The organism is Roseimarinus sediminis (assembly GCF_050433125.1).
GTDB classification, from domain to species: Bacteria; Bacteroidota; Bacteroidia; order Bacteroidales; family Prolixibacteraceae; genus Roseimarinus; species Roseimarinus sediminis.
Genome location: NZ_JBNPXV010000012.1, coordinates 116,332 through 131,637, shown reverse-complemented (window position 1 = coordinate 131,637; position 15,306 = coordinate 116,332). Strand labels below are relative to the sequence as shown.

Below are 15,306 nucleotides of genomic sequence, written 5' to 3'. Positions count from 1 at the left end.
CCCTGCCAACTGCCCAATAAGCACTTAGCTCCCATAAAACACCTAAGCCCCGGAAACCAAAAGGTCGCCGGGGCTTTTCTATGAACAGCCGGATCATCAAAGTGAAACAGCCTCTAAAACAATAGTTCTGATGGTCTGATTAAATAGCAGGCACTCCTTCGCTGGTACGAACTACTTTTTCAATCAGTCCGTTTTCGTCGTACACCAGCTTGTCGACACAAACACTGCGACGGTACGGACCGCCACCGGGTGCCTCGGCATTATGGTAGAAGAAATAATCGTTCCCTTTGAAATGCACAATGGCCTGGTGGTTGGTTGGCGAATTGCTCAGGGTATCGTTAATTACCCCGCGGTACTCCCAGGGGCCGTTAATGCTTTGGGCAGTGGCATATTCGGTACGCGAGGGATAACCTGCTGCATAACTCATGTAATAGGTATCGTTGCGCTTGTGCACCCAGGGTGCTTCAAAGAAATTGCTCAGTCCCGCAATGTTTTCAACCGGTCCCGCCAGTTCTGTCATGTTGCTCTTCAGCTTTACCGAGCGCACTTCGCCCCACGAACCCCAGAAAAAATAAACCTGCTCATCGTCGTCGACATACACTGCCGGGTCGATGTTCAACACAATTGAATTGGCAGTGGTATCGGCAATGATGGGCCGGCCCAGCGGATCGCGATAAGGCCCCAGCGGATGATCTGCCACGGCAACTCCCATGGCAAAACCTTCGTTTACACGTGCAGCTGGATCTTTATGAACCATGGGAACATACCACCAGAATTTGCCATGGTTTTCGACACAATGACCGGCAAAGGCATTGGCTGCGGCCCATTCAAAATCGGCCACCGAGAGTTTCACTCCATGATTGGTCCAGTTCACCATGTCGGGTGTCGAAAAAACATACCATTTATGCATTACAAAACCATCGGTCCCTTCCACCTGTTCATCACTTCCGGTAAAAAGATACAGGGTATCGTTGTAAACCAGTACCGCCGGATCGGCTGTAAACGGCGTATCAAAAAGCGGGTTCCCACTGCGAAGCTCTTTCTTACTGCTGGTACAAGCGCTAAACACCAGGGCATAGCATACCACAACTACTGCAAATAACTTATTCATCTTATTGATTACATTAATGTTAGTACATCATCGAAACGCAAATCAAATAAAAGCCATTCTGTTTACAATGGAGTGGATTTTGATCTACCAATGGTGGATAATAGCGTACAAATAATCTACTTCTCCTATTCGGGCGCAATGGCCACCAGGCGGGTCATGTTCCGCGATACTTCAATCCGGTTCAGGATCGATTGCATCACCTTCATGTAAAGTTCTTCCTTCAGCACGGCATCTTCAATTCCCACATCGATGTTGGGATTGTCGTTCACCTCGATGACGTACACCTTACTGCCCACCATTTTCAGGTCGACCCCGTAAAGGCCGTCGCCCATGAGTGCTGCTGCCTTCAGGGCCACTTTCAGCACACTTTCGGGCACCTGCTCAATGGGAACGGTTTCAGCATCGCCCGCTTCCTCTTCTTTGGTGGCCTGCCAGTTGTAAATCTGCCAGTGATCTTTGGCCATGTAGTACTTGCAGGCAAAAAGAGGCAGGTTGTCGAGCACCCCGATGCGCCAGTCGTATTCCGAATAAAGAAATTCCTGCGCAATCACCATGTCCGACTTTCTAAAAAGCCGTTTCAGTGAGTCGATCAGTTCATCGGCATTGTTCACCTTGGTTACGCCTATTGAAAAAGCACTGTCGGGTTGTTTCAGCACCATCGGATAGGAAAATTCGAGTGCCCTGCTTTTCTTGAAAACCCCTTTGGCCAGCATCTCGGTACGCGGCGTGGGGATCCGGTTCTGGCGCATGCGCTCGTTCAGGTAAATTTTGTTGGCACAGCGCAATATCGACCACGGATCGTCGATCACCACCAGCCCTTCGGCATAGGCACGACGCGAAAACTCGTAGGTATAATCGTTTACGTTGGTCGTTTCGCGGATGAAAAGCGCATCGTATTCACAAATGTCCTCGTAATCGTCGCGGGTTATGAAATCGACATAGAAACCACATTTGTTGGCTGCTTCCTTAAAGTGCTTCAGGGCCTGCGGACAGGAAGGTGGATTGGCTTCACTGGGATTAATCAGAATGGCCAAATCGTACTTGTAATGTTTCAGTCGGGGCTTTTGAAAACGTTTTTTACTGAAGTAGCGGCCGGCAAATTCTTCAATCTGTTTCACCTGATTTTCTTCTATCTTATTAAAGCTCAGCGGAACCACCTTCTGAATCATCCATTTATCGGTTTTCAGAAACTGAACCTGCAGAAGCGGTGTTTCAAACAACTGATACAGGCGGTGACCCAGGTTTTTGTAAACACTTTCCTGGGTTTGTCCGAAAAAGATATTCAGGATATAGCGGTTCTCCTGCACCCGGGCGAGCGATTCCTGGATGAGCTCTTCAATGTCGTTGGCAATGGAGCGGATAACCGACAGGTTCTTAAAATCGCGAATGGTGGTTACACTTGGAATGGCACGGTGCTCACGGGCCGAAGCCAGCAGCGACACATAATAACCGGCGCTTTGATAGCGGTACGAATTGCTCAGGTTGAAAACCCGGTAGTTCCGGTTCGACTGGAATTCGGCATCGGTAATGTAGCTTTTCGATGAAATGACCCGCACCCCTTCGGTTTTAAACTTCAGCTTCGAAGGATGATCAACCACGATCAGGTTTGACAGGCTGTCTCTCGATTTAGGTCGTGAAAGCACAAAAATCATGCGCCAGGCATCTTCGCCTTCGATGTAGTAATCGATCAGGGTTTCGGTAATTTGAAATCCGAATTTCTTGTACCAGGCAACCAGGGTTTCATCCTTGCACCGGGCCTCGAGTGAAACACGCTCGCATCCTTTGGCCAGGCCCAGACTGCATGCATGGGTTAACAGGCGGGCCCCTACCCCTTTGCCCTGAAATTGAGGCAATACGGCTATTGAGTAAATACGAAGGGTACGCGGATGCAAATGCAAAATCAGCATTCCTGCCACCACTTTTTGCTTTCCTTGTTTAATTTCGGCAATCCATACCTCCTGAAAGGCACTGCTCAAACTCAATTGAAGTGTTCGTTTTGAACTACGCTGAAATGAAGGGAAACAAACCTGCTCCGCTTCCTGAAGTAAAGAAAGATCCTCAACTACTGATCTTCTGATTGTTATCATTATTAAAACGCTTATAAATAAAAAAATGAATTTAGATGTTTTTTCAATTCATGATGCACTTCAGGCAAAAAAATATCCACTAAGCGATCAATTCATTATCAACAGAATACAAAATATTTCCTACCGACCATCGAAATTCACTTTATTTTAGCAGTAACTTTTTGCGGAAGCTAAGGTACTTTTAAGAAGAACATTTAAACAAACCAACTGAATGCAAACCAAACAAGCCAGCTTTATGCAATGTTTCCAGCAGGTCAACCCAAAAATATCGAACTATTGCCGCATGCTGACCCAAAACGAAACACTGGCAGAAGATTTATTGCACGACACCATTCTGGCCGCTTATGAAAAGTTTGAGCAAATTGAAAACGACCAGGCCTTTGCTTCGTATTTATTTTCAATTGCTTATAACATTTACAGCAAACAGCTACGGAGAAAAAAGTTTAAAGGAAATTACAACGAAAAAGCAGCAACGTTTATTGAGGCACTTGATGCCAATGCAGAGGTAAAAGCAGAGCTGTCGATGATCATGGAAAAGATGAAACGCTTACCTGCGTCACAATACGAAACCTTGATACTTTATCATATTTCAGACTTGCCACTAAAAGAGATCAGTATGATTCAGCAAGTGAGCCTTTCGGCGGTCAAGCAGCGAATAAAACGGGGAAAGGAAAACCTGTTGAAAATGCTCAACGAGCGGGAACGTAAAGTTGTAATGTTACTCCTGTAAAAAACACAGCAATGAAAAAAAGATATAACGATACAGCCATTGAAAACTTTTTCAGGTCGTTAAAACGACTTGAGCCAATTTATACAGAAGAAAAGGTGCACCAGATTATTAACAGCCCTGTATCCACGGCCAGGATAAAGGGTAAACCGTTTCAACCTTTAAAATTTATTATTATGACTAGTATTTTAGCAATTATTATTAGCGCCGTTTTATTCTGGCCACCCAAAAATGTTGATAAAACGGCAAGCGATGAAACTGCATTTTCACAAGCTGCAAACACCGTAACTACTGCTGTTTCAGAAGAAAAAAAGGGAATCGATGCCTATGAAGAACAGAAAGAAACAAACAATCGTGAAACAGCGATTTCAAAACCTGAAACAGCTCAAACAGAAGAAAAAGTAAAAACAGAGCTGACTGAGAGCTCGCCTTCATTCCTTCAGATTGAAAATAATGAAGCATCAAAGGGAAATTCTGCGCCGGTTAATCTGCAAAAAACCACCCAGCAACATCCTGATAATATTAAAACGATTAAAGGTGATTTGAAAATGCTTATTGCCGACAAAGAACTGCTCAAAAAGCTGGGATTTCAATTCATCAAATACAATACAGTTCAAAACGGACAAGATGATGAGCGGACCATGCACAGTTTATTCTATCAGAACAAAACTGAAAATGGAGTACTGACTTCCCTGTTTCATGAAATAAGCATGGAAGAAGAGAAAGAAGTGGGAACCCGTACATCCTCTCTGAACAATTCTTATACAACTGACAGGGTTTCAACAACCCGGAATAACTACTACCCGGTAATACAAAGCTTCTATTTTGGAGAGAATATAAGCGACATAATCGATATTGATTATGATCTGGAAATGGCCAACGATACCTTGTTCCCGGTATTTGTGCCCGAAGGGATTTTAAACCGTGATCCAAACAATACCATTTTATGGTTTACAGTCACAGAGGAGTTTGTTTCATTATTACCAGCGGAAGTTCAAAAGCAGGCCAGTCATATCAATCATTTCAGAACAATCAAGCAACAATATCCTGAATTCAACCTGATCGATTACACACAGCCCACCCTGATTGACTCATCCAAATTCATCAACTTAAGCTGGAAGGAATTAAAGCAATTGGGCTTTGAAATCACTTATGATTCAACATTGTTTGAGGATATTGATGGCTATGTTAATGCAAAATTACTCCGGTTTTTTCAAAGAGATACCAACTCGGTAAGAGAAATAGAATTCTCCAGCAGTGGTCGTGTTATTACGAGCTTTCCTCCTGATTATAAAAAACAGGAAATACCAACAAACAAGCTGTCTTTCGTTACACACATTAGTGGAGACTTTCAATACAACTTTACGGATGGCTCAATCCACCAGGTTGAAAACCTGGTACCAGTTATCATCAAAAAAGATTCGCTGCCCGATGTTCTCAACAAAGATCTGATCTTTTGGTACCAACCCTCCGACTATCTATTCCAAAATTTACCGGCAGCGATCAGCAAAAAGCTACAGGCCGAGTACAATTATATCATGACTGAAAACAAAAGCAAACTGGTAAAACCTGAATGCAATTATTTTGAAGAATGCCGTAACACACTCCGGGTAAATAATTTTAAGGTATTTCCTAATCCGGCTGCCAATGCAGCCACGGTCACATTCGACCTGCCATTTTCCATTGACGGACGCATCACATTAATTGACCTCGCCGGCAGGGAACGAATGATTCTGCAGTCACAAACGCAACTGGCCGCAGGCCACCACCGCTTCGACTTAAATCTTGATAAGGTGCAGGAAGGAATTTATTTAATCGCCCTTTACAGCGAAAGCGGCATTCAGGTAAAACGACTCATTATATCGAAATAAGTAAAGTGCCCCTTTGTGCTATGCACAGATACAAAGGGGCACTATTTCTTTAATTTTTCCAGTACAATTTCTTTTCTCCTTCGGGAAACCGGCACCGATGTTCCGTCAGTAAGCGTTAGAAAACAACCGTCGGCTTTATGAAATGAAACAACATGCTTCAGGTTTACAAGGTGGGTTTTATGGATTCTGATAAAACCGTATGGTTGAAGAATCTCTTCATACTCAACAAGGGTTTTGGAGATTAAAAGATTAGAACCATTTGTGAAATGGAATAAAGTATAATTGACTTCGCCTTCGCAGCGTATTATGGTATTTACTTCTTTGAAATCGATTTGCTGTGCAGTAGGCAGAGCAATTCTTTTATTCAAATTTTCTTTTCTGATATTGTCCTGAAAATGTTCTAAAAGAAGCCGGCTTTGTTCTTTCTGCCGCTCAACAAAGCGAACAACCGCATTTTTTAGTTCAACCACATTGATGGGCTTCAAAATATAATCGATTGCTGAAAATCTTATGGCCTGTATGGCATAGTGGTCATAAGCTGTTACGAAGATTACGCCGAAACCGGGCTTATCAAAAAATTCAAGCAATTTAAAGCCATTTCCACCAGGCATTTCAATATCGAGAAACACCAGGTCAGGTTGATATATTTTGATTGTTTCAATTCCGTAAAGTACCGAATCAGCTTCCGCTATTATTTCAATAGCATCGCAGTATTTTTCAATCGAAGCACGTAGGTTCTCCCGGCCACTTTGTTCATCATCAATAATCACAGCTTTAACAGTCATTGATAGGATATTTAGAGCAAATTCTACTGTTCATCAGTAAAGCAAAAACTCACTTTAGTTCCCAAAGGTAAGTTATTTTCATCTTTCAAATCTTCAATATAGAATTCATAATCAGTGCCATAAATCCGGCTAAGCAGTTTAAGTCTTTCTTTACTTAGCAGCAAACCTTTCCCGTTACCGTTTCCTGAAATTTCGGCAGCCATCTTTCGGCCAATTCCGTTATCTCTTAAATCAATTTTGACCCTATTCTCCTCCTTCCAAACTTTCAATACAATTTTACGATTGTCCTTTTTGGGCAAAAGCCCATGTAAAAGCGCATTTTCAATAAACGGCTGCAGAAGCATGGGAGGTACAAAAACCGAATAAACATCAACACTTTCATCAATATTCATCACATAGCTGAAATCAAACCGCAGCTTTTCAAGATCGATGTATTCGCTGATCGCTTCCAGCTCTTCATGCAACGAAACCTCATCTTTTCTGCTGGTATTCAATGTACGGCGTATTAAGGAGGCAAATTTTGAAAGATAGAGATGAGCAGCTTCATTTTGATGTTGTTGCACCATGTTCTGTATGCTGTTTAAACAATTGTACATGAAATGAGGGTTCATCTGTGCCCTTATGGCCGTTAACTCAAGTTCGCGCATCTTTTTATTGAACTCACTTTTCTGCAAACGTCGTTTCATAATGCCCCTGTACAACAAAAATATCATTGAAATTAAAATGATTATACCAGATAAAACGATCAATGTTACACGTATCCAAAACGGGTATTCATTTTTACCATGATAAGGTTTTGAAAGCGCCATTTGAATAGCATCCATGATCTCTTCACCTTTAATTCCTCTGGAAATTCCGCTTATGTTACCATTTCGGTCGATAATAGTAATCCTTGAAAAACCTTCGACCTGATACATCTCAAAAAGTTCTGAATTGGGATAGCTTGAATCAATTGCGACAATGCCTGGAAGTTGATTCATAACTAAAAGTTTCTGGATTTCAGACTCACTTCCCAAAAATACATTTAGCAACACAACTTCATCACTCTTATCTAAGTAGGATTCTTTTATTTTTCGAAAAATGTGTTTGGTTAAATATTCAAAACGATTTCGCCCAGGAATCATTAAATTCAATACTACAACTTTACCTTCAAAATCACTTAAAGCAAGCTCTTCCCCATTGATATCATTCACTTTAAATTCAGGAGCAGGATTTCCATCCCTTATTAGCTGCCTGAATTTGTACATTCTATTGACAGCTTCAAATACCGGAGTTTCACTAAAATTCCTTTCAAAGGAAGGAAAAAGCTCTTCGGCCATACCTGTAGGCCAATACCAAGTGTTCAATAACTTATAGATGCAAAAAGCAGCATAATTCGATTTGACTGGTTCTTTCAAGGAATACTGCCCCATGAAATAATTGAATTCAAACTCATTGACATTTTGGTCAAAATCAACACCGGTACTTTGGCTTATTTGATTTTCTAAAGCATTATCGACAAACTCATAAAGAAAATAAAAATAAGCAATACTATTCAGAGCCAGACTGTTGTTAACCAATACATCCTTAGAAATAGCATCATGCAATTCATCATGAATTATAACCTGCCTGTACTGATACTGAAACAGGTCCATGAGATATATGGAAGGATCAATAAGGTCGCGCCATTCGTATAAATATTTATGAAAAAAATCATTAAAACTGCCGGAATAATCTTTTTTTGATAGAAATGAATTTATCATTGTAGAATATTTCACCTCATTCCATCCTCTTCCCGCAATTGAGTCGATGATGAGATGATTAGCTTCACGCAATGAAATTTCAATATGATCACCTGGTGAAAGTATTATTTCCTGTTGGTTTTTGTGTATTCCAAAATCCTTACCCCTAAAAGTAGAATATCTTGTATTGATCATTAAATAATCATCAGGGTAAATAAACAATAAAGGCATTGGTCTGGAAAGATAAAAAGCCGCCTCAAAGCTTCCATCGCGGTTGAGAGGTACACGAAAGTATTTTTGCTTTGAAAAGTAAACGATTAATGTATCTTCATTCATCACTTTCGGGAAAATGGTTCCTTTAAGCATTACGTTAACAGTATCGTTTTCTGAACCTACAAAAGATCTGTCGTCGAAATACTTATAGTTGGAACGATATAAGGGTACATATTTTTGAAAAAACAGGGAATGATTAAATGCACCATCCTTAACCGGCTCAACTTCAAAACTTGTTTCAGGAATCAGCTCATTATGGTATTGACGGATAATTAATCCGCTGGCACGATCCAACTCAACTGTCCTGCTAATAAATGTGCCATCCTTGCCTGAAGGTTCGCAGCGATAGCTCACAGTTGAATCATTTATAGCGACCTGTTGGGCCAGGGCATTATTATGAAAAAAAAGTTGTTGGAAACTTGCTTCAAATGTCTTGCTGAACATCTCATAACGATCGATTGACTGGCCAGATTTACGGTAATCAAATCCACTAATTATTCCAGACTTACTGATTGTGAAGATGATTGGTTTCTTTGTTTTATTTAAGGCTACCAAAGGTGAAGCAAGAATAGAATGGTAACCGGTTTCATAATCACGGATTTCCTGCCAGCCTTTCGATTCGACCCAGTCGTGCCTGGCAGTTTTATAGTAGTCAAGAACAGCTTCTATGGTGTACGTTTTGCTCACCGTATCGTAAGCTATCGGTGTTAGTATCCACTTTCGCTGATCGAATTTTCTGTATAGCCAGCTTGCTGAAGTATCTACATGGCTAATGGTTTCAATGTGATATCTCTTTCCGGTTTCAAGGTTCAATTCGGGAAACTCAGTACTTGCAAAAGCAAAAACTGAAACAAACATAAAAAGGAAAGCCATTGTTTTCATTGCATACTTTTTGGTGAATAAACACCACTAAATTAGAAAGTATAAGTATACAAATTTTATGTAAACTATTGAATGGCTTGTTCCTCTTATTAAACGGCAGCATCCTTTCTATTCCTGTAAGCTTTAGTATTTTTTTCTTTTATGGCTGAGTTAAGAACGAAAGAAGGAAAAGCGCTGCATCTCACTTGCTATGCAAAAAACTAAGATGTTAAAAGGCTGTTCTGAAATAAGCATCCTGCAATAGCTTTCTTAATTTATAACAAACTCCGCATCTACATCTAATATCCATAATTAATTATCCATTAAAATTCGCTCTCTAAAAGAAGATCTCCGTCTTAATGTTGTCGGCAGGAAGGCCTTTCTCTTCCAGGATATCGGTCACTTCGTCGACCATGGCCGAGTTGCCGCACAGGTAATAAAGTGCTTTCTTATTGATTTTGTTTTCTTTGATGTAATCGCTTACGCGGCCCTTGTAGCCAATGCCATTTTCGCGCGACGAACACAGAACAAAGCGCCCGGCATCATAGTCGGCCTTGTGATAGGCTTCGTATTTGTAGCGCACGCCGTGCAGCACCTGGTAGTCGAGCCCTGAGTTGGATAGTATGATGCTGTGAAAGGGCGAAATTCCCGTTCCTGTTGCCACAAAAACAACAGGCTGCTGCTTGGCGATTACTTCCTCCTTCAGAATGAAGAATCCAAAGGGACCGCTGATTTCAACCTTGGTTCCCACCTTAAGGTATTTCAGTTCGTGCGAGAAATCGCCCGGGTCGACCTCCTTGATCAGCAGATCGAGATAATCGGCATCTTCCGGACTGTAAATCGAATATTCACGGGCCTTGCGCTCATCGGGGATGCTCAGCACCAGGTACTGACCGGCCTTGAACTCAAAGCCATTGCGCTCGAGGCGCAGCACATAGGTCGATTCAGTCACATCAATAATGTCCAGAATCTTACACAGTATTTTTTGATCGTTTTTCTTCATTATTCATTAAGATTTTTGGGTACTCATCGTAAATTCAGGCATTCACATGCAGTTCGGCATGATACGAAGAGCGCACAAGCGGGGTGCTTTCAACAAAGCTGAAACCACGCCTTAGCCCTTCTTCCCTGTACATTTTAAACACATCGGGCTTCACAAATTCTTCTATTTTCAGGTGGTGCTCCGACGGTGCCAGGTACTGCCCGATGGTCATCACCTTGCAGCCAACGGCCCGCAAATCGTCCATGGTTTCGAGCACTTCGTCGGGGCTTTCACCCAGGCCGAGCATAATGCCCGACTTGGCTACAATGCCCGACTTGGCCACCTGTTCGAGTACACTCAGACTACGATTGTAACGGGCCCGGTCGCGCACTTTAGACGTCAGGCGGCGCACCGTTTCGAGGTTGTGCGAAATCACTTCGGGTTGTGCATCAATCACTTTCTGTATGTCGGCAGCACTGGCATCAAAATCAGGAATCAGTACCTCAAGTGTTACTTCAGGATTCACCTTCTTCACTACCCTGATGGTTTCGGCCCAAAAGGCAGCACCTCCGTCTTTCATGTCGTCACGAGCTACCGAAGTGATTACACAATGTTTGAGCTTTAAGGTACGAATGGTTTCGGCCAGACGCTGTGGTTCTTCCCAATCGGGGGCATCGGGGATCATATTGGGTACATCGCAAAAACGACAATTGCGGGTGCATTTGTTCCCCAGAATCATGAAGCTGGCCGTTCCTGCCCCCCAGCATTCGGCCCGGTTGGGACAGTTGCCGCTGGTGCAAATGGTGTTCAGCTGATGTTGTGCTATAAGTGTCTTGACTTCGAGATATTGTTTTCCGCCCGGCATGGGTGTTTTCATCCAGTCGGGCAGCCTTCGGCTTCTTCTTTCCATTACTATTTTCCGTGTTTTTCACCGCCCTTCCACACAGGCGGCTGTGAACTATAACATCGGAGCTTAAAAAGGGTTTAATAAAATTGAAAGGAAAGCAGCACCGCCAAACAGCAGCCTTCGCTAAATATTTTAAAGAAAGATGATTGACAACTTACAACAGTCGTATGCGGTCGTCTGAAATGCTAATTTTCTTTTCCTTATACAATGCACCAATGGCTTTTTTGAAAGTCTTCTTGCTAATGCCCAGTGTAGATTTAATAATTTCGGGATCACTTTTATCGGAAAGCAGCAGTTCGCCATCGGCCATTTTAAGTTGCTCCAGTATTTTGACTGCCACAGGATCGACCTTTTTGTAGCCCTGCTTTTCAAGACTCAGGTCGATTTTTCCATCCCCGCGCAGTTTTTTGATGTAGCCCTTTACCTGATCGCCCGTTTTTACCGGCTGAAAAAGCTCATTGTGATAGAGTATGCCCAGGTGTTTCTGATTTACGATGGCATGGTAGCCCAGTTCGGTACTGTCGGCAATAATTAAATCCACTTCATCGCCTTCGCTTAGTTCAATATCGGTATTGCTGAGGTGTTTTCTGATTTTCGAGGTAGCGGCAATCCGACCGGTTTTCCGATCGACATACACAAACACCAGATACGAAAGCCCTTCCTTCATTCTTAGCACTTGTTCCCTGAAAGGCACAAACAACTGTTTGGGCAAGCCCCATTCCAGGAAGGCACCAAAGCGGTTGACCTCGGCCACTTCGAGAAAACCAAATTCATCGACCATCACCGTTGGTTTATCGGTGGTGGCTACCAGACGGTCTTCCGAATCGAAGGAGATAAATACTTCAATTTCATCTTCTACCTTGCAGTTTTCGGGGACGTAGCGCCCGGGAAGCAATATATCACCGTAAGGTCCGCCATCGAGATAAGCTCCCGGTTCAGTCAGCCTCATTACTTCCAACACACAACATTTTCCAATTTTTACCATGCTTAGCGCTTTAAACTGCGAAAGTACTAAAACAAAACGAAATCAGCTGCCTGCCGGTTAAGAGGAATTACTCAGGAAGAAAACAAAGGTTGATAAGTCAGACCTTTTGTTTCGAAATAGTTGATGGCAGCCTGCTCATCGATGGCAAAACAAAGCATGAAACCACCTCCGCCCGATCCGCACAGTTTGAAAAAAAATTCATTACTCATGAACCCGGCCATGAAATGCTGATGAAAGGACTCGGGAATCATCGGGTAAAGGTAATCGTTCTGGTAGCGTGACAAGCTTTTCAGCTGGTCGATATCGAAAGCTTTTCCCTGCTGAATGGCAGCAATGATGCGATCGTTAACGTCCAGCATTTCTTTTTCGGTGGCTGCCCTGAAAGCGGGCTTTTGCAGCTGTGCTTTGAACCATTCAACCAAACTGAGCGTTTTCGACTTGTCACCGGTATCGACCAGAAAAATCTTTGCCTTCATTGTTTCTGCATTCCACGCTTCAAGGGCCTCGATCGATCCGTCGCTTTGGAGTAAAACCGGTGTTTGCAGCAAGGATACCAAGGGATCGGTGCCTGAACTTGATCCATGGAAAAATGATTCGATCGAAGCCAGTTGCTGACGGGTTGTTGTTAGCGAAGTTGCCTGTTCAACGACATATCGATGATAAAGCGCTGCCACCAGGGCCCCCGAGCTTCCCAAACCATAGGCTCCGGGAATGTTTGAATCGAACCACCACCCCTCGTTGAAATCGCTTTCCATACGGGGCAAATCGAGAAAACTAAAATCACTGCTCCTGAACTGAAGAAAAGCCAACAGCCGCTTCAAATTCCGTTTCGATTCCTCCATCAGCGCAGCGGTCTGTCCATCCTTCTTTGTAAACAATCCGCCATACCTTGGATACGGAAGAGCCAGGCCACTACCTCCGGCCACCAGACCGTATTCTCCAAACAATAATATTTTAGACGGAAAACGCTTCATCCTTCATTCTATTGTAATCGCAGCGGACCGCTGCCGGTTTCATCATCGATCCACTTTTCATCTTCGCAAAACGGCTTCAGTTCATCGTTGATAAAGCGCAATACATGTTCCTTTTCATACAAGGGATAAAGCAGATGTACATTGGGACCGGCGTCGAGTGTAAAACAAACTTCAATGCCTGTGTTCTTTCTGAACTTTCGCACCGCATCGATGATCTCAAGGGTACCGGGTTTTAGCAGTAAGCCATCGGGCGACGAGGTCATCAACAGGGAATGAAGGGTAAGGGCTTCATTCTCGACAATGCTGGCAAACGACTCGAAATCGCCCAGCTGCATACATACCAGCAGCGACTGAAGTTGTGCTTCGGCCTGTTGGTACCGTGCCGAAGCAAAGGGATGTACCTTCATCAGATGATGACCCAACGAGCTGGATACACTTTTTGGCTTGCTGCTCACCAGCAATACCGCATCGCCCATGCCAATGAACTTATTATCGATGGGACTTGCAAGCGGAGAGGCAAAACAATCGGAAGTTTCGTCAAGGCCTTCTACCTTGCCCCAGGTGGTGTAGGCACCATATAGCGAACGGGAAGCACTCCCCGATCCCAGTCGTGCCAGGTGCGATGCCCGTTGATAAAAAGCCGCTGTACTGTATTGCTTTCCTGTGACCTGTTCTTCCATGCTTACCAGGCAAAGTGCCAGTGCCGCCATCGACGAGGCCGACGAAGCAATGCCGGTTGAATGAGGAAAACTGTTACTGCTGCTAAATTCCAGTGCAAATTGATCAAGAAAGGGCAACTCCTCCTTCAACCTGCTTAAATAATTTTTCACCTTTTGTGTAAACAGTGCATTCGAAATTCCCTCGAACAAATACGCTAGCTTTAAACCATCGCCCGAGGGTTCGTAACTCATGCGTGTTGTGGTGAATGCATTTTTCAGGGTCATGCTCAGCGAGGCATTTTCAGGCAGCTGTTCCCCGCGTTTTCCCCAGTATTTTATCAGTGCAATATTAGAAGGTGCCTGCCAGGCAATGCTTGTCTGCTGTTTTGACATTTTTGTACGGTTTACAAAAAATTGAAGTTGATAATGGGTATTACTCATGATTGAAAAAGCAAATCGTTGTATCGAAAAACAGTAGGAAAGCCCTTTTGTTTAAAGTAATCCATCAATCTTGAAGGCAGAAGATCGGAGGCTGCCAGAACAAAATCGCCACCCCAGGCTCCCAGTGATTTCACCACGCCCGGAAAATCGTCGAACAAACGCTTTCCTGCAGGCAGCTGATTGAGTGTTTTTCCAATCAGTTCTTCATGTTGAAGCAACAGACGCTGAAAGTCGGACAAGCTGCTGCATTGCAACATTTCGCGGGTAATATTATTTACTTCTTCAAGCTGAGCTGCGCTTACCATTTCAGGATCGAAGCGGGCCAGGCCACTGCGGGTATCCTGTTTACGATTGAGCCAAACAAGGTAAAGCTGTCCGGCAAAAGGCGGCGAAAAAGAAAGTTCTTCCCAGACCGGCTTGCCATCTCTCAGCTGGTACAAAAGCGGACCCGAAGCCTGTGCACAGGCAATATCGTAGCCCGAACCGCCAAAAACGTGCGCATTGAGTGCAAAGGGATCGCATTGCGCCCACGAAGCAATGTTACTCACCAAAGTACTGCTCGATCCAAAGCCCCATTCACGCATGAACTCAAGAGAGGAAAGCAAATGCAGCTTTTGTTTCTGAGCCAGGAAATCAGGATTCAGCTCACGGGCCTTTATCAGCAAGCGCTGAAGTCGTTCTGCAATAGCACGATCGCTGGTCGAAACAAGCTGTAATTCATCATCAAAATGTGCCTTCAACCAGCTTCTACCCATTTCTTTCGACTCCCACAGTAAACCATCTTCTGTTCCCTCACTTAACAACAGTTCCTGCCCGGTTTTCAGAGGTACAGCCAGCGAAAGTGCTCCCTTCAGTACCAGGTATTCACCGCTGAGCATGAGTTTTCCATGCGCGTAAAAACGTTGAAGCTGCTTGTTCATTT

12 protein-coding genes are annotated in these 15,306 nt (G+C 43.5%); 2 read left to right on the top strand and 10 right to left on the bottom strand.

Translation table 11 applies throughout. The features are described from left to right. Window positions 1-139: 139 nt before the first annotated feature. Both FHS86_RS14965 and FHS86_RS14960 read right to left on the bottom strand, forming a co-directional pair. Complete coding sequence (locus FHS86_RS14965) at window positions 140-1,111, bottom strand: glycoside hydrolase family 43 protein (RefSeq protein WP_429415394.1); 972 nt, start codon at window positions 1,109-1,111, stop codon at window positions 140-142. Between the two features lie 125 nt (window positions 1,112-1,236). After that, on the bottom strand, window positions 1,237-3,198 hold the full coding sequence (locus FHS86_RS14960) for a GNAT family N-acetyltransferase (RefSeq protein WP_429415391.1): 1,962 nt from the start codon (window positions 3,196-3,198) through the stop codon (window positions 1,237-1,239). A gap of 211 nt (window positions 3,199-3,409) precedes the next feature. On the opposite strand from FHS86_RS14960, the gene FHS86_RS14955 reads away from it, so the two are divergent. Together FHS86_RS14955 and FHS86_RS14950 are read left to right on the top strand one after the other, a co-directional pair. Continuing rightward, window positions 3,410-3,928 (top strand): RNA polymerase sigma factor, encoded by a 519-nt coding sequence (locus FHS86_RS14955; protein WP_429415389.1) that lies wholly within the window; start codon window positions 3,410-3,412, stop codon window positions 3,926-3,928. Between the two features lie 173 nt (window positions 3,929-4,101). Continuing rightward, window positions 4,102-5,796, top strand: a complete 1,695-nt coding sequence (locus tag FHS86_RS14950) for a T9SS type A sorting domain-containing protein (RefSeq protein WP_429415386.1) — start codon at window positions 4,102-4,104, stop codon at window positions 5,794-5,796. Window positions 5,797-5,837: 41 nt separating this feature from the next. Here the strand turns inward: FHS86_RS14950 and FHS86_RS14945 are convergent, their stop codons facing one another. The 8 genes from FHS86_RS14945 to FHS86_RS14910 form a co-directional block, all read right to left on the bottom strand. After that, on the bottom strand, window positions 5,838-6,581 hold the full coding sequence (locus FHS86_RS14945) for a LytR/AlgR family response regulator transcription factor (RefSeq protein WP_429415383.1): 744 nt from the start codon (window positions 6,579-6,581) through the stop codon (window positions 5,838-5,840). A 23-nt stretch (window positions 6,582-6,604) separates the two neighbouring features. Beyond that, window positions 6,605-9,457, bottom strand: coding sequence for a histidine kinase (locus tag FHS86_RS14940; protein ID WP_429415380.1), 2,853 nt, complete (start codon window positions 9,455-9,457; stop codon window positions 6,605-6,607). Between the two features lie 316 nt (window positions 9,458-9,773). After that, the gene (locus tag FHS86_RS14935; RefSeq protein ID WP_429415377.1) at window positions 9,774-10,439 is read right to left on the bottom strand and encodes an FAD-binding oxidoreductase; all 666 of its coding nucleotides are present in this window, start codon (window positions 10,437-10,439) and stop codon (window positions 9,774-9,776) included. 34 nt (window positions 10,440-10,473) lie between these two features. Continuing rightward, entirely contained in the window at window positions 10,474-11,328 is an 855-nt protein-coding gene (lipA, locus tag FHS86_RS14930) for a lipoyl synthase (protein WP_429415374.1), read from the bottom strand. A 151-nt stretch (window positions 11,329-11,479) separates the two neighbouring features. Further along, window positions 11,480-12,310: a CvfB family protein gene (locus FHS86_RS14925; protein WP_429415371.1), complete on the bottom strand. Its 831-nt coding sequence runs from the start codon at window positions 12,308-12,310 to the stop codon at window positions 11,480-11,482. 71 nt (window positions 12,311-12,381) lie between these two features. Next, entirely contained in the window at window positions 12,382-13,284 is a 903-nt protein-coding gene (locus FHS86_RS14920) for a mevalonate kinase family protein (protein ID WP_429415368.1), read from the bottom strand. A gap of 8 nt (window positions 13,285-13,292) precedes the next feature. Beyond that, complete coding sequence (locus tag FHS86_RS14915) at window positions 13,293-14,336, bottom strand: diphosphomevalonate decarboxylase (RefSeq protein ID WP_429415365.1); 1,044 nt, start codon at window positions 14,334-14,336, stop codon at window positions 13,293-13,295. Between the two features lie 44 nt (window positions 14,337-14,380). Next, the gene (locus FHS86_RS14910; protein WP_429415362.1) at window positions 14,381-15,304 is read right to left on the bottom strand and encodes a GYDIA family GHMP kinase; all 924 of its coding nucleotides are present in this window, start codon (window positions 15,302-15,304) and stop codon (window positions 14,381-14,383) included. Between the last annotated feature and the right edge of the window lie 2 nt (window positions 15,305-15,306).